At 70.4% G+C, this 21203-nt stretch carries 21 protein-coding genes and 1 pseudogene; 11 read left to right on the top strand and 11 right to left on the bottom strand.

Annotated features, from left to right (window positions below; all coding sequences use genetic code 11):
- The first annotated feature begins 236 nt into the window (after positions 1 to 236).
- The 3 genes from ABD331_RS41515 to ABD331_RS41505 are packed head-to-tail and all read left to right on the top strand — an operon-like array spanning position 237 to position 1389.
- Complete coding sequence (locus tag ABD331_RS41515; RefSeq protein WP_344487876.1) at positions 237 to 494, top strand: ferredoxin reductase domain-containing protein; 258 nt, start codon at positions 237 to 239, stop codon at positions 492 to 494.
- Between the two features lie 29 nt (positions 495 to 523).
- Entirely contained in the window at positions 524 to 790 is a 267-nt protein-coding gene (locus ABD331_RS41510; protein ID WP_344487874.1) for a DUF6510 family protein, read from the top strand.
- 2 nt (positions 791 to 792) lie between these two features.
- Positions 793 to 1389, top strand: coding sequence for a sulfite oxidase-like oxidoreductase (locus tag ABD331_RS41505; protein WP_344487872.1), 597 nt, complete (start codon positions 793 to 795; stop codon positions 1387 to 1389).
- Between the two features lie 320 nt (positions 1390 to 1709).
- Here ABD331_RS41505 and ABD331_RS41500 read toward each other — a convergent pair whose 3' ends face one another.
- Complete coding sequence (locus ABD331_RS41500) at positions 1710 to 2039, bottom strand: hypothetical protein (RefSeq protein ID WP_344487870.1); 330 nt, start codon at positions 2037 to 2039, stop codon at positions 1710 to 1712.
- Positions 2040 to 2517: 478 nt separating this feature from the next.
- On the opposite strand from ABD331_RS41500, the gene ABD331_RS41495 reads away from it, so the two are divergent.
- Together ABD331_RS41495 and ABD331_RS41490 are read left to right on the top strand one after the other, a co-directional pair.
- Positions 2518 to 3612, top strand: a complete 1095-nt coding sequence (locus ABD331_RS41495; RefSeq protein WP_344487868.1) for an FAD-dependent oxidoreductase — start codon at positions 2518 to 2520, stop codon at positions 3610 to 3612.
- 39 nt (positions 3613 to 3651) lie between these two features.
- Complete coding sequence (locus ABD331_RS41490) at positions 3652 to 5268, top strand: thiamine pyrophosphate-dependent enzyme (RefSeq protein ID WP_344487866.1); 1617 nt, start codon at positions 3652 to 3654, stop codon at positions 5266 to 5268.
- 212 nt (positions 5269 to 5480) lie between these two features.
- Here the strand turns inward: ABD331_RS41490 and ABD331_RS41485 are convergent, their stop codons facing one another.
- On the bottom strand, positions 5481 to 6491 hold the full coding sequence (locus ABD331_RS41485; RefSeq protein ID WP_344487864.1) for a zinc-dependent alcohol dehydrogenase: 1011 nt from the start codon (positions 6489 to 6491) through the stop codon (positions 5481 to 5483).
- A gap of 135 nt (positions 6492 to 6626) precedes the next feature.
- Between ABD331_RS41485 and ABD331_RS41480 the strand changes: the two genes are divergently transcribed.
- The 4 genes and pseudogenes from ABD331_RS41480 (at position 6627) to ABD331_RS41465 (ending at position 10925) form a co-directional block, all read left to right on the top strand.
- Positions 6627 to 6884, top strand: coding sequence for a hypothetical protein (locus ABD331_RS41480; RefSeq protein ID WP_344487862.1), 258 nt, complete (start codon positions 6627 to 6629; stop codon positions 6882 to 6884).
- 88 nt (positions 6885 to 6972) lie between these two features.
- A pseudogene (locus ABD331_RS41475) lies at positions 6973 to 7373 on the top strand (mycothiol transferase).
- Positions 7374 to 7566: 193 nt separating this feature from the next.
- A complete protein-coding gene (locus tag ABD331_RS41470) occupies positions 7567 to 9885 on the top strand; it encodes a hypothetical protein (RefSeq protein WP_344487861.1) in 2319 nt (772 codons plus the stop codon).
- A 185-nt stretch (positions 9886 to 10070) separates the two neighbouring features.
- Complete coding sequence (locus tag ABD331_RS41465; RefSeq protein WP_344487859.1) at positions 10071 to 10925, top strand: PHP domain-containing protein; 855 nt, start codon at positions 10071 to 10073, stop codon at positions 10923 to 10925.
- 298 nt (positions 10926 to 11223) lie between these two features.
- On the opposite strand, the gene ABD331_RS41460 is transcribed toward ABD331_RS41465, so the two are convergent.
- The 4 genes from ABD331_RS41460 to ABD331_RS41445 form a co-directional block, all read right to left on the bottom strand.
- A complete protein-coding gene (locus ABD331_RS41460) occupies positions 11224 to 11514 on the bottom strand; it encodes a hypothetical protein (protein ID WP_344487857.1) in 291 nt (96 codons plus the stop codon).
- Positions 11515 to 11660: 146 nt separating this feature from the next.
- Positions 11661 to 12029: an STAS domain-containing protein gene (locus ABD331_RS41455; RefSeq protein ID WP_344487855.1), complete on the bottom strand. Its 369-nt coding sequence runs from the start codon at positions 12027 to 12029 to the stop codon at positions 11661 to 11663.
- On the bottom strand, positions 12026 to 12334 hold the full coding sequence (locus ABD331_RS41450) for an STAS domain-containing protein (protein ID WP_344487853.1): 309 nt from the start codon (positions 12332 to 12334) through the stop codon (positions 12026 to 12028). The genes ABD331_RS41455 and ABD331_RS41450 overlap by 4 nt, the downstream gene beginning before the upstream one ends.
- 297 nt (positions 12335 to 12631) lie before the next feature.
- A complete protein-coding gene (locus ABD331_RS41445; protein WP_344487851.1) occupies positions 12632 to 13207 on the bottom strand; it encodes a suppressor of fused domain protein in 576 nt (191 codons plus the stop codon).
- A gap of 342 nt (positions 13208 to 13549) precedes the next feature.
- Here ABD331_RS41445 and ABD331_RS41440 point away from each other — a divergent pair, with 342 nt between their 5' ends.
- Positions 13550 to 13759, top strand: a complete 210-nt coding sequence (locus ABD331_RS41440) for a hypothetical protein (protein WP_344487849.1) — start codon at positions 13550 to 13552, stop codon at positions 13757 to 13759.
- A 21-nt stretch (positions 13760 to 13780) separates the two neighbouring features.
- Here the strand turns inward: ABD331_RS41440 and ABD331_RS41435 are convergent, their stop codons facing one another.
- On the bottom strand, positions 13781 to 14551 hold the full coding sequence (locus ABD331_RS41435; protein ID WP_344487847.1) for an alpha/beta fold hydrolase: 771 nt from the start codon (positions 14549 to 14551) through the stop codon (positions 13781 to 13783).
- Between the two features lie 85 nt (positions 14552 to 14636).
- On the opposite strand from ABD331_RS41435, the gene ABD331_RS41430 reads away from it, so the two are divergent.
- On the top strand, positions 14637 to 15185 hold the full coding sequence (locus tag ABD331_RS41430; RefSeq protein WP_344487845.1) for a TetR/AcrR family transcriptional regulator: 549 nt from the start codon (positions 14637 to 14639) through the stop codon (positions 15183 to 15185).
- 61 nt (positions 15186 to 15246) lie between these two features.
- Here ABD331_RS41430 and ABD331_RS41425 read toward each other — a convergent pair whose 3' ends face one another.
- The 4 genes from ABD331_RS41425 to ABD331_RS41410 form a co-directional block, all read right to left on the bottom strand.
- On the bottom strand, positions 15247 to 16503 hold the full coding sequence (locus tag ABD331_RS41425; RefSeq protein ID WP_344487843.1) for a DUF6042 family protein: 1257 nt from the start codon (positions 16501 to 16503) through the stop codon (positions 15247 to 15249).
- A gap of 31 nt (positions 16504 to 16534) precedes the next feature.
- Positions 16535 to 17809: an arginine deiminase gene (locus ABD331_RS41420; protein ID WP_344487841.1), complete on the bottom strand. Its 1275-nt coding sequence runs from the start codon at positions 17807 to 17809 to the stop codon at positions 16535 to 16537.
- 13 nt (positions 17810 to 17822) lie between these two features.
- Positions 17823 to 19244: a basic amino acid/polyamine antiporter gene (locus tag ABD331_RS41415; RefSeq protein ID WP_344487839.1), complete on the bottom strand. Its 1422-nt coding sequence runs from the start codon at positions 19242 to 19244 to the stop codon at positions 17823 to 17825.
- 173 nt (positions 19245 to 19417) lie between these two features.
- A complete protein-coding gene (locus ABD331_RS41410; protein WP_344487837.1) occupies positions 19418 to 21112 on the bottom strand; it encodes a thiamine pyrophosphate-dependent enzyme in 1695 nt (564 codons plus the stop codon).
- Between the last annotated feature and the right edge of the window lie 91 nt (positions 21113 to 21203).

Raw genomic sequence — 21203 nt, 5'->3', positions numbered from 1 at the left:
CCCTCGCTGCCGCCGAGATCGGTGATACGAGATCTGGATCCGCTGGGCACCCCTGGCCACCCGGAAGCCAGAGGTGCCAGTGCCAGGCCGGGTTTGTGCCGCCGGCGCAGCGCGCGGTTCAGGGGCGCCCCGGTCGGCTGACCTGCCGCCGCCGCGCTGCGCCGCTCGGGTTCCGATCGGCGCCTGCGTGCCGACGTGCCTGCGTGCCGACGTGTCTGCGTACCGACGCTGTTGGGATGCGCGACCTCACGGGGAAGGCGGCCACCATCACCGGCACCGACGCGGAGAACGGCAGACCCGCACGCTGCGGCTTCAGGTGCCCGGCTGGCCGGGCAGCCCGTGGATGTACGGCTCACCACCGAGAACGGCTGCCAGGCCACGCCGCGCCGCCGGCCTACGTCTGCGGGTCCGCCGCCTTCGTCCAGCACGCCGCCGACCTCCTGACCGACCTCGGCTGCCTGCCGGACGACATCCGCACCGAACGCTACGGCTGACCCGCACCGCCCACCACGAGAGGATCTTCATGACACCCACCGACGGCAACGCCGCGGCCGGAACGCTGGCCGCCTTCTTCGGCCGGGACATGACCACCGCACACGGCCTGTGCGCGGCCTGTGACCGGCACGCGCCGCTGGCCGAGGCGCTCGTGTACGGCCCGGCCGCCGGGACCGCGCTGCACTGCCGCTCGTGCGGCAACCTGCTGATGACCATGATCGAGGCGCCCGGCGGGATCATCGGCGCGATGCCCGGCCTGACCAGGCTCGACACCCGCCCGGCAGAAGGAGTGTGAGCATGGCCGTCATCTCCCGGGGCTTCACCGGGCGCGGCCAGACAAGCGAGCGGCTGCCGCCCGGCCAGACCCTGACCACCGGCTTCCCCGTACTGACCGCCGGGCCCACCCCGCACGTCAGCACCGCCGACTGGAACTTCACCCTCCTCACCGAGACCGGCACCGAACACACCTGGACCTGGACCGAGCTGCGGGACCTGCCGCAAGACAGCCCGCACACCGACATCCACTGCGTCACCGGCTGGTCGAAGTTCGACACCGACTGGCAGGGGGTGTCCCTGGACGTACTGCTGGCCGAGGTGGAGACCGACGCCCAGTTCGCGCTGGCCTACTGCCACGGCGGCTACACCACCAATCTGCCACTGGCCGACCTGCGCGGCGGGCAGGCGTGGATCGCCCACACCTTCGACGGCGCGCCGCTGCCGGCCGAGCACGGCGGCCCGGCCCGGCTGCTCGTCCCGCACCTGTACTTCTGGAAGTCCGCCAAATGGGTGCAGGGCATCCGGCTGCTGGAGCACGACCAGCCCGGCTTCTGGGAGCGGGCCGGCTATCACAACTACGGCGACCCGTGGCGTGAACAACGCTACTGGAACGACTGACCACCGCCATGCACCTCCGCCCTGCCTATCTGCGAGTGCGGCGGTGCCGCCCGGTTCAGGCCGCGCACCTCGCCGTAGTTCCGCGCTGCTGACCTGGGCCCCGTGGAAGACGACCGGATCTGGCTGGCGATCCAGGCGGTAGGCGCGCACGTCCCAGGAATTGAGCCCGCACGGCATGGGAAGGGACGGGTCCGCTCCGCAAGGGCATGGTCATCTGCGCGAACGTCGCCTTTCCGGAGTGTCAGCGTTTCGCGGATCTGAACGGCATCGGCAGGCCTGCCCGGCGGTAACTGCCCGGACAGGCCCGTTCCGGCGTCCGGCTACGAGGGCGGGCAGGTCTTCTTCCCTGACTTGTAGCCGGCGGCGTAGCCAACGTCGTAGGCCTCGTCGTCGGAGTATCTTCCGGTCTGGCGGGGCGGGCCGCATTTCGTTCCGGCCTCGAATCCGTCCGAGTAACCGTCTGCGCAGATCGGCTTCTCGTCCTTGTGGATCTTTCTGCAGATGGGTGGCACGGCATGCGAGGTCGCCGCGGCGTGAGTCTCGCCCGGGCTGACCGGCGCTGCCATGACCGAGGCGTGTGAGACGCCGATCGACCCGAAGACCAGGGTGGTGATCAGTGGACTGGTGATGAGCAGATGGCTGGGGTGCATCCTCGTTCCTTCCTGATGAAGGCGGCCGGTTCCCGACGGACGTCGGGACGGCACCCTGGATGGCCCGGTAGGGCGACCCTCACGAAGGCGAACCTGGAGTTCTGCTTGCCGCACCCTCTCGGATGAGAGTGTTGTGCCGGGGGCTGCCGCCCGGCTCGTCGGCGCTGCCTCCGACCGCGTACCGCCGTGGGGCGACGCGTCCTACCAGCGTATTTCGACTCGGCCGCCAGTCCAGGCGGTTGACTGCGATATTCAGCAAGCTTTGCCTGCCGGTGTGGGCCGGCGAGGCGCCCGGCTGCGTCGGGGAGGGAGACGGCCTGCCGGATCCCGTGTCCACTCGCAACGGGTAGCCCGAGAAAACAACTGCCCTGGCCGGGGTCAAGGCTTGGTGGCGGTGGGCCGGCCCTGCGCCGTCGCCGGGTATGGGTGACGGCAGCCCCCGATCGCATGCAGAGACGATCAGTCGGGGGCCGGCGCGATGCACGTTCGGGAGCTCACCAATCTGCCGACCCCGGACTTCGCCTTCGATCCGAGCGTGCCCGGGGCGTGCGTCACCGGGGTGCGCCCGTACCGCAAGGGCACCTTCCGGCTGAACTCCGAGCGGGTGTCCGGCCGGTTCGTCGTCCACAACTACGGCCACGGGGGTGCCGGCATCACGTTGAGCTGGGGTTGCGCGGCCAAGGTGCAGGACATGGTCCGGCAGTTCCTGGCCACCTCGCCCCAGACGGAGGCCGCGGTGCTCGGCGCCGGCGTCATGGGCCTGACCGCCGCCACGATGCTGCTCGACCTGGGGCTCAAGATCAGGATTTTCTCGGACCGCAAGCTGACGGACACCACGTCGTTCAAGGCAGGCGGCCAGTGGGCGGTGTCCGTCGTCGAGACCGCCATGAACCAGCAGGACCTCAAGGCGATCATCAAAACGTCCTACACGACCTTCAAGGACAGCATCGGCAAGGGCTTCGGCGTCTGCGAGCGGCCCAACTACTGCCCCAAGCCGGCCGACGGTCTGGAGATGGTGCTGAACCTCCTCCCCGGCCTGCTGCCGGCCCGCCAGCGGCTGGACCGCCTGCCGTTCCAGAACCACACCCAGCCCGGATTCCTGTATCGGACGCTGCTGATCGAGCCGCCCATCTTCCTGCCGCGGCTGAAGAACGACCTGGAGGCACGGGGCGTCACCTTCGTGGACAAGAGGTTCGCCTCCAAGGCCGACATCCTCGCGACGGTGCCGCAGAAGATCATCATCAACTGTACGGGGATGGGCGCCAAGAAGCTGTGGAACGACACCGAGATGGCCGGCGTCAGAGGCTACCTCGCGATGTTGCCGGCGCAGCCGGCCCTGCAGTACCTCTACAGCCGCAACGGCTACCTGTTCCCGCGCTCCGACCACGTCGTCATCGGCGGCACCACCGACCCGGGCGAGGACGAGGACCTCAACCCGGCCAAGTGCAAGGAACTGGTGGACGTCCTCGCCGCCGCGTTCGGCCGGCTGGCGCAGGTGCCGATGCCCGTCGATCACATCGACCACCCGCGCAACAGGCGGCTGGCCGACCCCAGGCTCTCCGTCTCCGACTGACCGATCCCCGCCCCGGCGGGCCCGCACTGGAGCGTCATCGTGGCCTTCACCGTCGCCGACTACGTGCTCGAACGGCTGACCCAGCAGGGGGTCGACACGCTGTTCGGCGTGCCCGCCGCGTACTGCGCCGGGCTGTTCGACGCGGCCGGCCGCAACGGCGTCAAGCCGATCGTCACCGCGAGCGACCTCGAGGCCGGCTACGCGGCCGACGGCTACGCCCGGACCAGAGGGCTCGCCGCGGTAGCCGTCGCCAACGGCGCGGGCACGCTCAGCATGCTCAACGCCATCGCCGGCGCCTTCGTCGAGCGCAGCCCGGTCGTCGTCGTCAACGGCGGCCCCAACGCGGCCAACCTCGCCGGCCTGGCGGACTTCGACGTCCTGTTCTCACACTCGACCGGGCAGCCCGACCACGACCTGAGCACCTACAAGCTGGTCACCGCGAGCGCTGCGCGCGCCGCGACGGCCGCCGCGGTGCCGGGCGTGGTCGACGCCGCGATCGCCACCGCGCTCAAACGCAAGCGACCCGTCTACATCGAGATCAACCGGGACATCTGGACGGCGACCTGCCCGGCCCCGTCCGGATCCCTGCCGGTCACCGAACCGCCCGCGGGCACCGAGAAGCAACTCGCCGCCACGATCGTCGGCCTGGTACGCGCCGCGACGTCGCCGCTCATCCTGGTCGGCATCGAGATCCAGCGCCACGGGCTCGCCGACAAGGTCGCCGACCTGATCGCCAAGCTCGGCGTGCGCTGGTCGGTCCAGTTGCCGGCCAAGGGCGTGCTGGCCGAGCAGGGCGACGGCTGGACCGGCGTCTACGCCCCGCCGCACTCGCTGCCCGCCGTGAACGCCGTCGCGCAGGCCGACCTGCTGGTGATGCTCGGCTGCGTGTTCCCCAGCAGCTACGCCACGCTCATCCGTACCGGCACCAACCGCATCATCACCGCCTACGACGGCAAGGTGAGAATCAAGACCGCCGCCAAGCAGAACGCGCAGCTCAGCGCCCTGATCACCGCACTCGTCACCGAGGCCGCCAGCGCGGCGCCGCGACCGGTACCGGCCGCCGTCGCCCCGGTCACGCCCACGGCCGCGGGCCCGCTGACCTATCGCCGGGTGTTCGAGCGCATCGGTGCCGCGCTCGACCCGTCCTGGCTGGTCATTCCCGACACCTTCCTCGGCGTGCACTCCGCCGCTCACCTACCGGTCAAGGGCCGCGACGGTTTCCTGAGCGGGGCCGTGTGGGCCTCGATCGGACACTCGGTGGCGGCGGCGGTCGGGGCGTCGTTCGGCTCGACCCGGCGCCCGCTGGTCATCTGCGGCGACGGCGGCTTCCACATGACAGGCCAGGCGCTGTCCACCATGGTCCGCTACGCACGCGACCCCGTCGTGGTCGTGATCGACAACGGCATCTACGCCTTCGAGCAGTTCCTGCTCGACGCCGGCTACTTCAGCGATCCCGCCACCCAGCCCAGGCCATACGTCGTGCTCAACCGCTGGGACTTCGTCAAGTTCGCCAACGGGCTCGGCGTGCAGGCCGCCCAACTCGTCACCACCACGGCGGCCCTCGACCAGGCGCTCGCCACGGCGAAGGCGTCCAGCGCGCCGGCACTGATCGTGGCCAAGGTGAATTCGCGTGACCTGCCCGCTGAGCTCGGCTGAGCCACGCCACACTGCCCAGGCAGGTTCGCGAGAGGAAGGCGCGCAATCCGAGGTGTGCTCTTGATCACCGCAGCCGAGGACCGTCCGGCGCCCTCCGCCCCCCGTGCTCGGCCGCAGCATGCCGTGGAAAGGAGCGCCGCCGGGCTGACCGCGGCCGCTGTCATGTCCGTGCCGATGCCCGACCCGAGCCCCGCACGTCCGGGCGATGGTGGTCAGAGCTCGAAGACCAGCCGGGCGGGCACGGAGCCGGCCAGGACCTCGTCGAAGGACCGGTTGATCTCCTCCAGCCTGCGCGTCTCGTAGATGACCTTGGTACGTCCCGCCGCGTGCAGCTTGAAGACCTCGGCCAGGTCGGCGCGGGTGCCGACGATGGAGCCGATGACGCTGATGCCGCCGAGGACGGTCTCGAAGATCGGCAGGCTCATGGTGTTGTCCTTGGGCAGCGACACCAGCACCAGACGGCCCCCGCGGCGCAGCGAGGCATGCGCCTGCTCCAGCACGCGCGGGCTGGCCGCCAGCACGATCGCCACGTCCGCCCCGCCGAGAGCCTTGATCTCGGCGACCGGATCGGCCAGCGCGGCGTTGACCGTGTGAGCGGCGCCCAGCTCCCGGGCCAGGCGCAGCTTGTCCTTGGTGACGTCGACGGCGACGGTCTCGCCGCCGAAGATCTGCGCGTACTGCTGCGCCAGGTGGCCCAGCCCGCCGATGCCGAAGATCGCCGCCCGCTCCGACGGGCGCAGGCCGGAGACCTTGACCGCCTTGTACGTGGTCACGCCCGCGCAGGTCAGCGGCGCGGCCTCGGCCGGGGTCACCCCGCCGGGCACCGGGACCACGTAGGCGGCGTGCGCGACCGCGTACTCGGCGTGGCCGCCGTTGACGGCGTACCCGCTGTTCAGCTGGGACTCACACAGGTTCTCCCGGCCGCTGACGCAGTACTCGCAGGTGCCGCAGGCGTAGCCGAGCCAGGGGATGGCCACCCGCTCCCCGGCCACCCGGCCGGTCACCGCGGAACCCATCGCCTCGATCACGCCGACCCCCTCATGGCCGGGGATGAACGGCAGCGCTGGTTTGACCGGCCAGTCGCCGTGGGCGGCGTGGATGTCGGTGTGACACAGTCCGCTCGCCTCGATCCGGACGAGCACCTCGGTCGGTCCCGGCTGTGGGGCGGGCACCGCCTGTAGTTCGACGGGCTTGTCAAAGGCGGTGACGACGGCGGCGCGCATGGTTCTACTCCCTGTGTGGGTGGTTCTCACCTGCAGCTTTCCCCCATTGGAGTGCTGTTCCGCCTACTCGACGCAAAGGGGAGCCTGTGTGCACCGTGGTGCGACGTGGGCGAGGGGAAGCGCAGGCCGAGGCGCTTGTTCGATGAGCCCAGGCTCGTCGAACACCTCGATCAGCCGATCTCGCCGCTCGGGTTCTCTCCCTCCGAATCGGAACCGGCCGCGAGCCTTGGCCAGGCATCGCTACAAGCGAGCAGGAGGGTGCTCCGTCCCACGATCGATGAGCTGATGCACCGCTTCGACTTCCCGCGCGCTGGCGTTCAGCGGGTACGGCGAGCAGCATCGGCCGGTACCCATTCGACGCCGCCGCCCGCCATCGACGATCCTGCCGGCTGAGCCCACGGTCGCAGTCTGACAAGATCGTGACCCGTGATCGACGATTTCGCGGCGGGACCGTAAGACGCTGCTCTGGAAACTCGACGGCTTGTCCGAATACGACGCCCGCCGACCTTTGACAGCGACCGGGACCAATCTCCTCGGCCTGGTCAAGCATGTGGCCACCGTCGAGGCCAGGTACTTCGGCGAGGTCTTCGACCGTCCTTCCCCGGAACCGCTGACCCGGTCAACGAGCTTCCTCCCGATGCCTCCGGCCATGTGCCGTGGTGGCCGGAGCCTTATCCGAACACGAACCTGTTCGCCATCATGCTCCATGTCCTCAGCGAGTCCGTCCGGCACGCCGGGCACGCCGACATCCTGCGCGAGGGCCTCGACGGCCGGACCGGGTTGCGCGCCGAACACGAGAAGCCCATCGACGAGGAAGCCCGCGCCGCCTACCGCGCGAAGATCGAGCAGGTCGCCAGGGCGGCCGCACACATCAAGGGTTGACCACAATCGCGCCACGCGCCCTCACCCACGCCCGCCTGGCAGGAGCTCGGGGACGGCAGTCCCTCATACGGCTCAGAAGGTGCTCGAAGTCGGCTTCCGATACGACGAGCTGGACGCACGGCTCCCGAGCTTCGGGCCAAGGGCCGCCAAGGGAAAGTCAGCGCTTGATCCACTTGATAAGGGATCAGTAGGGTTGGGCGTTTTCCTCCCCATCCCCATCCCGGAGTGCCTCATGCGCCGCCACCGCTTCGGCCGGCTTGCCGCAGGCTTCGCGGCTCTCTACGTGGCCGCCGCGATCGTCCTCGCCATCGTCGGACTGGTCACCGGCGACCTCGTCCCGCTGTGGAGGGTTGTGGCGGACCCGGACGGATACCTGGCGGACGAGATCGAGGCGTGGCCGTGGCTGCTCGCCCTGCTGGTGCCGATCGCGGCGGTGCAGGCTTGGGCGTATCGGGAGGTGTTGCGCGGGCGGCTGCGGGGAGAACCGGCGCGGTATGGGCGGGAGGTGCGATGGCTGCGGGTCGCCCTCTACGCGACGGTTGTGTACGTCCTGACCTGGCGACTGCCGATCCCCTACCTGTGGTGGACGTCGGTGGTCGCCGATGTGATCGAGCTCGTGGTGATCTGGCTGTTCTTCCGCGTGCTGCGGGAGACCACCCGCCGCTGGACGCGAGTGTTCATGCTCGCGACCGGCACGCTCAGCCTGGTGTACGACGTCGTCACCACCATCGCGTACCAGACGGGGAACTTCCTGTTCGCCGGGCAGAACTGGACCTGGGCATTGGACGCCCTGTGGTCGGTGTGGCTGGCGTCGCTGCTGGTGGCGCAGGCGCGGGACCCGCGCTGGAGCGGCGCGACGGTACGGGCGGGCGTGATCGCGGTCCTGTTCTCCCTCCTTTCGTCCGGCTCGACCTCGATCGTGGCGTTCAGCGGCTCGGACGCGGTGCCCTGGGAGTCGCTGATTCCCTCGCTGCTGGGCGCGGTCTCGGTCTTCTCGCTGGTCTGGTGGGCGCGGTCGGCGCACGACCTGGGCACGCTCCAGCCTCCCGCGCCCCGGACGGAGCCTGTGCGGGCGCGCGCCAGGTGGTGGCCGCTGCCGGCCGTGGCGATCGTGCTCCCGCTGGTCCCCGCGGCCGTCAATCTCGCGCGGGGAGTGCCGTTCTGGCTCGGACCGAAGAACGTGCTGGGCGACGCGGTACGCGAGTACACCGGGGCGGAGGCCACCGCGTACTGGTTCGCGCTCGACCTCCTCGTCGGCGTCGGCGCGCCGGCGGTGCTGATTCTGGTCGCGGTGCGGCGGCGGACGCGCACGTTACTGCGCGCTACGACGCTGAGCCTGTTCCTGCTGGGCGGGGCCGGCGCCGTGAGCGCGTTCGCCGCGGAGCGCTCCACCTTCTTCGGGGAGCTGTGGCTCTACCCGGAAAGCCTCTACGTCGAGCCGGGCGCCACCGTCCCCTATGAGGGCGCTCAGCTCCTGTCACCCGGCATCTCCCCGCTCTGGTACGCGCTCGCGCTCACCGCCTCCGGCCTCATCCTGCTCCTGCTGTACGCCGCCCGGCCCGCTCACCGCGTGCGCCACCACGTTCTGCTGGCGGGGCTCGCCTCGGCCGTGGCCCTGTGCCTGCTGCCCGCGGCGGACATGGCCCGCGGCCCCGTCACGGACTGCGACGTGCCCGAGCAGTGGGAGATCGACATGGGCGAGGCGGAGCCGCGCGAGCTGACGGCCGAGCAGAAGTTCGTCTGCTCCCTGCGCGGCGACTACGGCGCACAGGCCCTGCACGTGTTCCCCGACACCACGCCCGACCAGGCCGTACTCGCCTACGGGCGCCGCCTGTGCGGCGTCCACACCCGCAACGACCCGCGCGAACTGGCCCGGCTGAAGCTCGACCGCGCGGCCCTCACCCATCCCCTGGCCGGCATCTGCCCCAGCGCCACCGCCATCGTCCAGGCCGCGAAGGCCGAGCAGGACCAGGAGATCGCGGCGATGCAGGCCGACTCCCAAGCCATGTGCGACGCCACGCCGCGCCACCGTCCCCGTATCAAGCCGGTCCAGGCGATCCGGATGAAGGAGCCGCAGTGGACCGACTACGGCGTGCTGCAGACGTACGAGGGAGAAGGAGAGGAGGAGACCGAGCCGGACATGGACCCCGGAAACGGGCTGGTCTCCTCCGCGCGCGGCATCCTCGCCGTCATGACCCACCCCGACTTCGACCTCTGCGTCACCCTGGAGACCTACACCCGCCGGCCGCCCGTCGAGACCAAGGGCTGGGACAAGGTGGTCGAGGTCGGCTACGACAGCCCGGGCGGCGAGATCGTCCTCTACGACAGCCTCAGCGGCACCGAACTGCCCAACCTCGCCCTCAACGGGCGCAAGGGGCACTACCGCATCCGCGTGCACTACGCCTGGTTCCCCTGGAAGGGCGAGGCACGGAGTGGGCAGCGGCTGCTCATCATGGCGTATCCGGGCAAGGGCGAGCGGGAGATCGTCCACCGGAGCGTTCGTCCGGGCTGAGCTTCCAGAGCTGCTCAAAGCGGCGGTTGGTCACTTCGGAGACGCCCGCAGCGAGCCGGTTGTCAGCGAGAGGTACCGCCGTGGCCCGCAGACGGCGGCAACCAACGGGCCAGCACAACCCAATGCGGCTCGTACGACTCCAGCGGCTGCCGGCCGGGTCGCGGTGTGACCTACCATCAGGGACGATGCGCATCGATCTGCACAGCCACAGCAGCGCCTCCGACGGCACGCAGCCCCCGGCCGACGTGGTGCGCCGCGCCCGCGCCCGCGGCCTGGACGTGCTCGCGCTGACAGACCACGACACCGTCGCCGGGCATCCCGAGGCCGTCGAGGCGCTGCCCGGCGGGCTGACGTTCGTGCCGGGCATGGAGCTGTCCTGCCGGCGTGCGGGCCAGAGCATCCATCTGCTCGCCTACCTCTTCGACGCGGAGGAGCCCGAGCTGAGCGCCGAGTGCGCGCGCATCAGGGAGGCCCGGGAGGTGCGCGGGCGGCTGATGGTCGAGCGGCTGGCCGAGCTGGGCGTGCCGGTGACCTGGGAGCAGGTGTCCGAACTGGCCGGGGGAGGGCCGGTCGGGCGGCCGCACATCGCCCGCGCGATGGTCGCCGCCGGGGCGATCGACGCACCGGAGCTGGCGTTCACGCCGGAGTGGATCGGGACGGGCGGCCGCGCCCACGTGTCCCGCTACGCGCTGGACCCCGAGCGGGCGGTCCGCCTGGTACGCGCCGCGGGCGGGGTGCCGGTGCTGGCCCATCCGAAAGCGGTCAAGCGGGGCGCGGTCGTGCCCGACGAGTGGATCGCCGAGCTCGCCGCGGCAGGGTTGTTCGGGATCGAGGCCGACCACATGGACCACGACGCGGCCGCACGCGCGCACGTACGCGGGCTGGCGGCCGACCTGGGCCTGGCCGTGACCGGGTCCAGCGACGACCACGGCGAGCTGACCGGCCACCGGCTGGGCTGCGAGACCACGGCGGCCGAGGTCTACGAGCGGCTGGTGGCCGAGGCGGCGGGCACGGCGCCCGTCACGCCACCGAGCCGATAGCCGTTGCCGAGCCGAACGTGCCGCTCCCTTGTCCCCGGCAGCCGTGGCTGCATGGTGGGGCGCCCGCAGTCGCGGGCGGATGCTTCGGGGCGGTGCCCGCAGCGTAGAAGCGTGCGACGACTGAGCGGGTACGAAGCCCGCCAGCGCATGCGGCCGGCCGTTCGCAGGAGGTTCAGGGCGCTGGGGCAGCAGGGATGGTGCCGCCGGCCCGCACGGTGGAGGGCCAGTCGCGATGTGCTGGCAAGCCTGCCTCGGCCAGTCGCGATGTGCCAGCAAGCCCGCCTCGGCCAGGCGCGCGTCAAGGTGGCCGGCCAGGCTGCAGGGGACGGCGGCCGAGTGCAGGCCACCGGCGCGGCGTCAGGCCATCGCCCCGGCCCGTACCAGCAGGTCGCAGCCTGGCCAGGTCCAGGACGAGCTGAACGCGCCGGCTCTGCCGGGTGGTGATGAGGTAGGCGGTCAGGTGTGCGGTGGACGTGACGTCCAGCACACCGTCCACGTGGATCGCGGTGGACGTGACGTTCAGCACGCCGTCCACGTGGATCGCGGTGACGCCGGGCAGGTGACGACGTGTGAGAATCAGGCGCGTCATCGGCATCCGTAGCGCCCCCTCGCCTTTTCGCCGAAGTCCCGCGGGACGTCCACCGTACGCACCGCCGCCTGCGGATGGCCGGCTGCCGCGGCCACACGCTGCCGGCCGGCGTCCGGAGCCCGCCCTTCCCGCGCCATCGGCGCGGTCTACGCCGATGCCGGTGAGTCGGCGTCGCCGTGGCGTTCGATCGCGGCCAGCGCCTGTGTCATGTGGTCGTGGACGCTCATCGCCCGGTGCGTGCCGGTGATCTCCAGGATGCGGGTCACCCGTGGCCGGGGCCCGGCCAGGTGCACGTCCGCGCCGGCAGCGCGGGTCAGGGCGGCCGCGGCCAGCAGCACGGCGAGGCCGGAACTGTCCAGGAACGCCAACCTGGTGGCATCGATGACCAGATGCTCGCCCAGTCTGCGGCGTACCTGATCGATGTAGGTCTCCAACCGGCCGGAGGTGGTGCTGTCCACCTCACCCGCAATCGTGATCACGCACGCCCGCGGCAGGTAACGGTGCGTCAGGATCACCGCGGCCTCCGCCGGCGGTGTGCCGGGGGGCTCAGTGTGGCGATGCCGGCGGCTTCGGCGCTGTTATGAAGGTCCAGGACGTTCCCGGCTCCGGCTCGGGGCACGTCCCGTACCGCCGCCAGGCGTAAAGAGCCGCCTCGCCGGCGCCCGTCGCCGTGCACGCGCAGCAGGACGTGCAGGTCGATGCTGTCCATGAAGGTGAGCCCGCCCAGCTCAAGCACCACCGGCCGGCGCATCCGGCCGATGTAGGACTCCAGCTCATCGGCGTTGGCGGCATCCCGCTCATCGGACACGCTGATCAGCACGCCACTCCCTGGGCCTGCGGTGAACGGGCGGCAGTCAAGGCGCAAGGGCGACATGGGGACCTCGGAGAGCAGCAGCGATCATGTTCCTCTGACGTAGGTGAGCGCGGTCGGTGACGGTGTCACCGTCACCGTGAGCCTACGTGCGAACGCTGATACACGAAAGACGCTTCGCCATACGATCTGTAGGTAGCCGGGCGTATCCGCTCCGCACACCTAGCGGCATGCGGTGACCGAGCCGAGCCTGCGATGATGATGTGCGCCTTCATAGGCGGACCCCTCCAGCCTGATTGGGGAAGGCTAAAGGGTGTCTCTCAGTTGCACGCCGGCGCGCTCGATGTCGGTGAGGTCAGGATCTTGCGCAACGAAGATGTCCTCCAAGACACCCCATCCGTGAGCGTGCACGAACCGCGCCTCAGCCTCGGTGAGGGGAACAAGCCAGGTCACCACGATGGGCGTGGCAGGTGTGTCGCAGACCGCGAACGAGTCGGGGAGATACACCGGAGGCGCCGCTACCAATGCGGCCATCTCGCCTTGGGGGAACAGGCGACCGCGCGGGCCGATCACCTCTCCTCGCGCCAAGCCTCGCCCTCGCTGGACCAGTTCTCCAGCGACTTGGAACAGCACCCCGGCGAGATTGGCTGGTTGACGGTCATGACGTACGTGCATCACTAGCTCCTGGTGGAGGCCACGTCCACTCGTCTGGCCAAGGTGATGGTCGGACAAGCCAAGGGTGGCCCACGTGGTCACCCCAGTGAAAGGCGCATCTGGACCGAAGCGGATGACCTGCACGCCTGCGGGGGTGGAGTCGTCACCGCGGGAGCCGCTGTCGATCGGGCCGAGGAAGCGTTCCATGTGTTCGACAAGGTGAGCCATGGCTTTCATCATCGCGGAAGGCGACTGCCGTTGGGGTTACGCGGGCCGTCCTAGCCCGATGCTGGACTTACTTTGTAAAGGCGCTCAGATCGTATAGTGATCTCTCTTCACCGCGCTGCTGGCCGCTGCGGTGCCGGTGCCCGACCTGGCCCGCTTCTGTGACGACTACCGCCTCAACCGTGCCGCGCTGGACGACAGCGTGGCCATCCGGGTCGCGGTCGACGTTCTCGATGGCGGCGACGGCTAAGCCGGGCCGCGCGACGTGCTGGCTGCGGAGCTCGTCGGCAAGAGCATGGCGGTCAAGAGCGTACGCTACGGACCCTGCCCGCCGGCGTCGAGGTGGTGGCCCTGCTGCTGGTGCTGGCCGCCACGCCGGCCGCCAGGGACGGCCGCTGGGCGCTGGCGGCCGCCGTCTACCTGCTTCCCGGCCTGGTCTACCTGGCCGAGAACCTGAGGGTGACCGGTGCCCGGGGCATCCTGTACTGGAGCGTGCTCGCCGGTCTGGTGGTGGCCTCCCTGGTCGCCGCCCGACGGGTGCACGCCAGGGCGTGAGCGCCGCTTTGTGCGAGCAGCTCACCTGCCAGGCGCTGGCCGCCGCTCTGAGAGGGAGTCCCAGAAGGCGTGCAGTGCCTGGACGCCCCGGTCGGGGCTTTGGAGCATCCAGTAGTGGGTGAGGCCTTCGAGTTCGGTGAAGCGCGCGCCGAGGCGCTCGGCGATGTCCCGGTCCTGGGAGGGATGGGCCATGGGGTCGCCGCTGGGGGCGAGGATGAGCCCGGGAGCCTTGGCCGGGCCGGTGAAGTCCTGGCCCCAGTCGGCGTCGAGATTGGGCCAGGCGGAGCGGTAGAGGGCGAGGATGGCGGTGCTCATGTCCTCGTCGTGGACCTCGTCGACCTCCTTGGCGAGGTCCATGCTCATGCCGCGCGGCTGGAGAATGTCGCCGAAGGTGGCGCCGCTTCCGGGCTCGGCGTCGCGTAGCGAGGCCAGGGACAGCTCGCCGTCCGGGGTCTTCTGCCACAGGGTGGCGGCGTCGTGCCACCGGTAGTCGGGGTGCCAGCCGTGCGCGACGTCGGAGACCCAGCTGCGTACCGGCACGTCGTAGGCGGAGACGACCCGCATGGCGAGGTGGGCGCCCCAGTCGTGTCCGACGAGGTCGATGGGGCCGCCGATGGCGCGCAGCCGGTCGGCGAGCCAGGCGGCGTAGTCCTCCTTGTCCCGCAGGTGGGCCGGATGCGGGCTGCCGAAGCCGGGCAGTCGCAGGGCGACGCTGGGGCGTTCGATGCGGGCGCGGAGGCCGTTCCAGACGGACGGGGTCTCGGGGACTCCGTGCACGAAAACGATGGTCATGGAGACTCTCCTGCAAGTTGATAACCTATCGATTTAACCGTAGCAGGAAAGTTGATAAGCTATCCACATCGAGTGGAGGAGGGGCATGCGCGCTGACGCCGTACGCAACAGGCAGAGGATCTTCCAGGAAGCCCGTGAGGCGGTCGCCGCCGGGGAGACCGGGCTCACTCTCAACGAGCTCGCGCGGCGCGTCGGTGTTGGGGTCGGTACGGTCTACCGGGTCTTTCCCACTCAGCGGGCGATGCTGGAGGCCGTGGTCGAGGAGGCCGTGCGCGAGCTCATCGACCTGGCGGCGCAGATGGCCCGCGGTGCCGACCCGGGTGAGTCGCTGATCGGGTTCCTGCGTTCGGCCCTGCGGATCGCCCTGGAGCGGCCCGGCCTGTTCGAAGTGCTGATCACGAGCGACGACGAGACGCCGGCTCTCGCGCTGGCCAAAGCCGAACTGGCCGCCGCGGTCGCCGATCTCCTCAAGCAGGCGGCCCCGTCAACCACCTTGACCGGAGAGAATCTTCTCAAGCTCCTGTGCGGCCTGGTCCACGCCATCAGTGAGCACCCGGCCGACCGGCGAAATGCCGCCAGCGACGCCTACCTCGGGCTGTTCCACGCTGGCCTGGTCGCCGCACCCGCCGGCTGAGACAACCCGGCCATGTCGCGCCGGTCGACGACCTCACCCTGCTACGGGCCCTCGAACCGCCTCACATGAGCCTTCCGGCTTGGCGGCCCACCTCGGGTGGCGGGAGACGTGGCATCGCCGTGAACATGCCCTCGTCTGCGGAGGTGCTGAAGAAGCCCCGTTCGGTGCCGTAACGGATCGCCCCGCGAATCTCTTCTTCTGTTGCCAGCAACTGGTGGGAGAGCTCCTCCAGCGTTGCCGAGACGGTGCAACCCGGGCTCCACACCGCCACGGCGGCCAGGTCGGCGGCGAACGAGGTGTAGCGGTGAAACGCGTCTTGGCTCCGGATCATGGTTACTTGCTCGTCCGGCAGGCGCAGCACCTCCTCAACATGCGGTGGGCTTGCGGCGGGACGATAGCGGGTCACCTCGGCGGAGGTTTCAGCGATCACAAGGCCGGCCGTCACCAGGAGCCGGAGCAACTCTTGCCGGGTGGCCGGTGCGGGCACACCCAGTTGAACGGCGTAGCCCGACAGATCGTCGGAAAGCGGGGCGCTCCAACTGCCTGAGCTGCTGGACCATGGCTGGTAAGCGGTGGCGATCTGTTCCTCGGTGGCGTCACCGGTGCGGGCGGCGACCCGGACGGCGTGCAGCACCTCCTGACAGGGGAGCCCGAGAACAGCCTCCCAGCCAGAGTGCCCGGACCGTACGGCGGGCCGGTTCCGCGCGAACCAGCGGGGAGGCTGAGGAGGCCCGGGGGTCGCCCAGAACTGCATCCGCCAGAGGTCACCCTCCGATGCTTCGAATCCGGGGACCTCCGGCGGAGTCCTGCGGCAGGAGACGCGGACTCGATGCATTCCCGGTGCTCCGAGCCTCAGCGGCCTGTCTGCGTAGTTTTGGCCGTGGTGCACGGTCGTCAGCATGACGGAACCGGTGTTGGCGTGGTACGGCGTCTCGACCACGTCGTGCCAGGCGTCGTCCAAGGGGGGAGGGCCGTGATGCGCCTCCAGGCGCACGTGATGGCGCGCATCGCGAGCTGACGCCTGTAACCATCCATCGCCCGCCTTGGCGATGGTGCCGCCAGGCTGCGTGTTCACCGCGTGCTCGTCGAGCAGGGGCAGCCCCGGTCGCGATCTGGATGCCGGATCGACGCCATGTGTGTCCCTGACGACGATCGTTCCGTACTCGGGCCAGTGATCCTCTACGGCGATGATCCTCACGTCTTGACCGTAACGGTCAGTGAAAGTGCTCGCGTTGATCTCGTTTCGCGCAGTGAACAGGGCAACCAGCAGGCGGAACGGCCGCTCCAGGCCGGGTGAGCCCAGCCGCTGCCGGCTCACCCACCGAGATCGCCATGACGTTGCCGGGTGGTCAGACGGGGTCGCGCAGGATCGGGCAGGTCATGCAGTGCCCGCCGCCCCTGCCCTTGCCCAGCTCGAAGCCCTCGATCTCGACGACCTCCACGCCGTGCTCGCGCAGCTTCCTGTTGGTGAACTCGTTCTTGTGGTATCCGACCACGACCCCGGGCTCCAGGGCGACGAAGTTGCTGCCGCTGTCCCACTGCTCCCTGGCCCGCTGGTGGTCGTCGCCTCCGGTGGGGATGACGTCCAGCGCGCCGATGCCGAGCGCGTCGGCGAACGCGGCGGCCAGGCCGGGCTCGCGGTGCACCTCCACCGTGCGCGGCCGGTCGCCGGGGCGCAGTGAGTACACCTCGGCGTTCTCGACGACGGGCGGGTAGCCGGTGGCCTTGTCGGCGTCCAGCAGCGTGAACACGGTGTCCAGGTGCATGTAGGAGCGGCTGGGCGGGATGTTCACCGCGAGCACCCGATGGGCGGCGCCGGCGGCGAACAGCTCCATGGCCAGGTGCTCGATCATGATCGGGCTGGTGCGTTCGCTGATGCCGATGGCCACGGCGCCGTTGCCGATGGGCATCATGTCGCCGCCCTCCAGCGAGGCCCGGCCGAAGTCCTCCTCGTCGAAGCCGCCGTCGTCGCCCATGGGCGGGTACCAGTAGGCGAAGTCGCCGCCGGCGAACATGGGGTGGAAGTGGTAGACGATGCTCTGGTTGATCGTCTCCAGCCGGCGGGCGTGGTAGTAGAGGGGGTTCAGCACCACTCCGCCGTACAGCCAGGCCGACGGGTCGCGCTGGTAGAGCGAGTTGGGCAGCGGCGGCAGGATGAACGAGCCGGTGCCCGCGGTGGCGGTGACCAGCGAGCGCGCGTCGAAGCCCGCCCTGCGCGGCTGCGCCGCGTCGAGGAACTCCTCCTTGGTCAGCCCGCCGATCAGGTGGGCGGCCAGCGTGGCGCCGTCCCAGGAGGCGAGTTCGGCGCGGACCTCGTCCACGAGTGCGGGGCCGACCGTCAGGTGGGTGACCATGCGCTCGACCGCGTGCCGCGCCGCCTCGGGCGTCGCGTCCAGCGCCTCGGCGAGCAGCCGCTGGTGGTAGAGCACCTCGATGCCGCGCTCCCGAAGGACCGTGGCGAACTCGTCGTGCTCGATCTGGGCGCGGCTGACCCAGAGCACGTCGTCGTAGAGCAGCGCCTCCTTGTTGGAGGGGGTGAGGCGTTTCAGGCTCAGCTCGGGCCGGTGCACGATTACCTGCCGCAGCCTGCCGACCTCGGAGTGAACGCCGAATCTGGTGGTCACGATGCTCTCCCGCTCAGATGGTGATCAGGCCGGCGGCCAGGGCCACGACGCCGGCGACCGCGCCGATCAGGATGACGGCGGCCAGGGCCAGCTCGCCGGGCGAGAAGGCGGGCCTGCCGCGCTCGCGCCTGGTGAGGACGAACAGGATCATTCCGGGGGCGTAGATGACGCAGGACAGCAGCAGGAACTTCAGCCCCGCCGCGAAGATCAGGAACGCGGTGTAGACGACCGCGAGCCCCGCCACCAGCAGGTCCCTGCCGCGCTCGGGCGCGTGTGAGATCTTCAGCGCGTACGCGGCCGCCAGCAGGTACGGCACCAGCGACAGCGAGCTGCACAGCTTGAGGGTGAAGGCGAAGGCGTCGTCGGAGAACAGGGTGATCGCCAGCACGGCGGTGATGAGGCCGCTGGTCAGCAGCAGCGCGGCCACCGGCGTGTCCCGGCCGTTGTCGCGCTTGAGGAAGGCCGGCATGTCGTCGTCCTTGGCCGCGACGTACAGCACCTCGGCCGCCATGAGCGTCCAGGCCAGGTACGCGCCCAGCACGGAGACGATGAGCCCGGCGCCGATGAAGGCCGCCCCCCACGGCCCGACCACCGACTCCAGCACCCCGGCCATGGACGGCTGGCGGATCCCGGCCAGCTCCCGCCGGGGCAGCACTCCGTACGAGAGCACCGAGACCGAGGCGAACAGCGCGAGCACGCTGAGGAAGCCCAGCACCGTCGCCCGGCCGACGTCCTGGCGCCGCCGGGCGTAGCGGGAGTAGACGCTGGCTCCCTCGACCCCGAGGAACACGAAGACCGTCACCAGCATCGTGGCCTTGACCTGCTCGAAGAGTGCGCCCGCCGAGGCGGGCCCGTCGCCCCACAGGTTGCCGGTGAACACGCCGCCGCGCAGCGACACCGCGACGATGATGACGAACAGCAGGATGGGGACGAGCTTGGCGACCGTCACGATCTTGTTGATCGAGGCGGCCTCCTTGACCCCGCGCATGATCATGGCGTGGAACGCCCAGACGCCGATCGCCGAGATGCCCACGGCGAGCAGCGTGTTGCCCTCGCCGAGGCCGGGCACGACGCCGCCGAGCGTGGATTTGATCAGCACCCAGTACGACACGTTGCCGACGCACGCGCTGGCCCAGTACCCGAACGCCGACAGGAACCCGGGGAACTCGCCGAACCCGGCCTTGGCGTAGGCGTACACGCCCGCGTTCAGCCCGGGCCTGCGCACGGCGAGCAGCTGGAAGACGAAGGCCAGCATGAGCATGCCGAACCCGGCCACCAGCCACGCGACCACCGCCCCCCACACGCCGGTGGCCTGGGCGAAGTTGCGCGGCAGGGAGAAGACGCCCGCACCCACCATGGAGCCGACCACCATGGCGGTCAGGGTCGGCAGCGACAGCTTGCGCGCGGCGGCGGCCGTCTCGGTCTCGGTGCTCATCACTCCCCCCGGGGTGCCTCCGGGGGGACAGGACGCCACAACAGGGACCTCATTCCCGGGCGACCCGCCGCCATCCCTCGACCCGGGCGTTGTTTGCGCGAAGTTGAACGCGGTGGCGTGAGCGGGGGTGGACTGGCAGAGGCCGTACCGGCCGAGTTGGTGAAAGGGGCGCTTCATCGCCTCGGGTCGCGGGCGTGGCGGGCGAGGTCGTCCTGGTGCTGGGCGACGCCTGGGGACAGGGCCGGGCGGCCCGGGGCGAGCAGGTTGGCGGACATGGGGGCCGCGGCTTTCTCTCCTCGTTCGTACGCTTGAAGCATCTTGCCGACCTGGTCCGGTTTGACGGTTTCGCCGAAGGGCGGCTCGTGCGGATCCACCACGCATTCGACGAGCGCGGGGCCGTCGTGGGCGAAGGCCCGGGTGAGCGCGTCGGTGACTTGGCCGCTCTGCTCGGCGCGGAATGCGGCCAGGCCGCAGCCTTCGGCGACCTTGACGAAGTCGACCGGTGAGAGTTCGCACCCGTACTGCGGGTTGCCCAGGTAGGCGTTCTGCTCCCACACCTCCAGGCCGAGCGTGTCGTTGCGCAGGACGATGACCTTGACCGGCAGGCGGTGCTGCGCGAGCGTGGCCAGTTCGCCCAGGCACATGCTCAGGCCGCCGTCGCCGACGAACGCGACGACCGGCCGGTCGGGGTAGGCGATCTGGGCGCCGATCGCGTACGGCACGGCCGAGCCCATCGAGCACAACGTGCCGGAGAAGGAGAACTGCATGCCGCGGCGCAGCATCACCCGCGAGCCCCAGGAGCTGACCGTGCCCGCGTCGCCGGTGAGGATCGCGCCGTCGGGGAGAATCTCGCTCAGCGCGCACGTCACCGCCTGCGGTTTCATCGGCACCGCGGGGTCGGCCGCCCGCCGCTGTTGCAGCTGCCACCACTCGTCGTACAGCTCGCGCGCCCGCCGGGCGAAGGAGCGGTCCTCGCGGACCCGTAGCAGGGGCAGCAGCAGGGCCAGCGTGGCGGCGGCATCGCCGCACAGCCCGACCTCGACCGGGTAGCGCATGCCGATGCGGTCCCCGGCCACGTCGATCTGCACCGCCCGCGCCTGGCCGGGCTCGGGCCAGAAGTCGTAGAACGGGGTGCTGCTGCCGACGATGAGGAAGGCGTCGCAGTTCTCCATCGCCCACTGTGAGGCCCGGGTGCCGATGAAGCCGATCCCGCCGGTGCACCACGGGCTGTCGTCGGGAACGGCGTCCTTGCCGAGGCCCGCCTTGGCGATCGGCGCGCCCAGCGTCTCGGCGAGTCGTTCCAGCAGCTCTCCGGCGCCGAACCGGGCTCCCGCGCCGGCCAGGACGGTGATCCTGGCGCAGGAGTTGAGGAGCTCGGCGGCCCGCGCGAGGTCGTCCTCGGCCGGGACCTGGACGTGCCGCTGGCCGGCGGCCGAGAGGTGGCCGGGGATGTTCTTCTCCGACGCCGTGTCCTGTTCCCCGGTCCAGGACTGGGTGTCGATGGGGATCGTCAGGTGGGCGGGCGCGCGCTGGTAGAGGGCGGCGCGCACGGCCCGGTCGGTCACGGCGAGGGCGTGCGCCGGTCCCATCACGCGCTCGCTGAACGTGCAGGCGGGCTCCAGCACCTTGTCGTTGTCGATGTCCTGCAGGAAGTGCGTGCCGACCAGGTCGTGGTAGGTCATGCCGGTGACGGCCAGCACCGGCACGCCGTCGATCTTGCCGTCGTACAGGCCGTTCAACAGGTGCAGCGCGCCGGGGCCGGAGGTGGCCACGCAGGCGGCGGGCCGGCCGGTGAACTTGGCGTAGCCCACGGCGGCCAGCGCGGCGTACTCCTCGTGGCGTACGTGGACGAACCGTCTGGCGGGCACGGCCTGCTTGTCGGCCTACCCGCGGCGGCTCTGGGCCCGGGCAGGGCGACGGTCAAATATTGGCCGGGTGCGACCCGGCAAGCGACGAGAT

It is taken from the genome of Nonomuraea monospora (genome assembly GCF_039531895.1).
Classification (GTDB): domain Bacteria; phylum Actinomycetota; class Actinomycetes; order Streptosporangiales; family Streptosporangiaceae; genus Nonomuraea; species Nonomuraea monospora.
This window is presented reverse-complemented; position numbering and strand designations above follow the sequence as displayed.